Source organism: Micrococcus sp. HMSC31B01 (genome assembly GCF_001816085.1).
GTDB lineage: Bacteria > Actinomycetota > Actinomycetes > Actinomycetales > Micrococcaceae > Micrococcus > Micrococcus luteus.
Genome location: NZ_KV824902.1, coordinates 1 through 682, shown reverse-complemented (window position 1 = coordinate 682; position 682 = coordinate 1). Strand labels below are relative to the sequence as shown.

Below are 682 nucleotides of genomic sequence, written 5' to 3'. Positions count from 1 at the left end.
CTCCTCGGTCAGGCCGAGCCGGGCGGCGGCGACGGTGTCCACGTCCACCTGGAACGTCGGGCGCAGGTCCGAGGCCGGCGTCGTCACCTCGCGGGCACCCTCGACGGGCCGCAGCGCCTCGGCGACCTGATCGGCGGCCGCGGTGAGGGCCTGCGGGTCGGGGGCGGAGACGGACACCTCGATGTCCTGGCCGCCGCTCGGCCCCTGCTGCGTGGAGACGGACACGTCGCCCACGCCGTCGAGACCGGTGAGCTCGGCGCGCACCCCGTCCTGAAGGGCCACCTGGTCCGCATCCGGGTCGGTCACCACCGTGAACCGCGCCCGGTCCGCCGAGGAGCCGCCGAAGGCCCCCATCGGACCGGCGGCGGTGCCGGCCGTCCACTGGACCGTCTCGACGCCGTCGGTGTCCAGCAGCACCCGCTCGATGCGCTCGGCGGCGGCGGCCGTGGTCTCCAGCGACGTCCCCGGCTCCTGCTCCGCCGTGACGACGAACGAGTTCTGTCCCGAGTCGCCCAGGAGGTTCGTGGGGATCAGCGGGACCAGCGCGGCCGTGCCGGCCAGCAGCGCCAGGGCGGCAGCGAGGGTGACCACGGTGTGCCGCTGCGTCCAGCGCAGCACCGGGCGGTAGGCCCGGGTGAGCCATCCGCCGGCCGCCACGGGCCGGTCGCCGGGGACGGCGGGC

At 76.7% G+C, this 682-nt stretch carries 1 protein-coding gene; it reads right to left on the bottom strand.

Annotated features, from left to right (window positions below; genetic code table 11):
* A partial coding sequence (locus HMPREF3105_RS13440; RefSeq protein ID WP_246830304.1) for an efflux RND transporter permease subunit occupies positions 1-682 on the bottom strand: 682 nt, incomplete at both ends.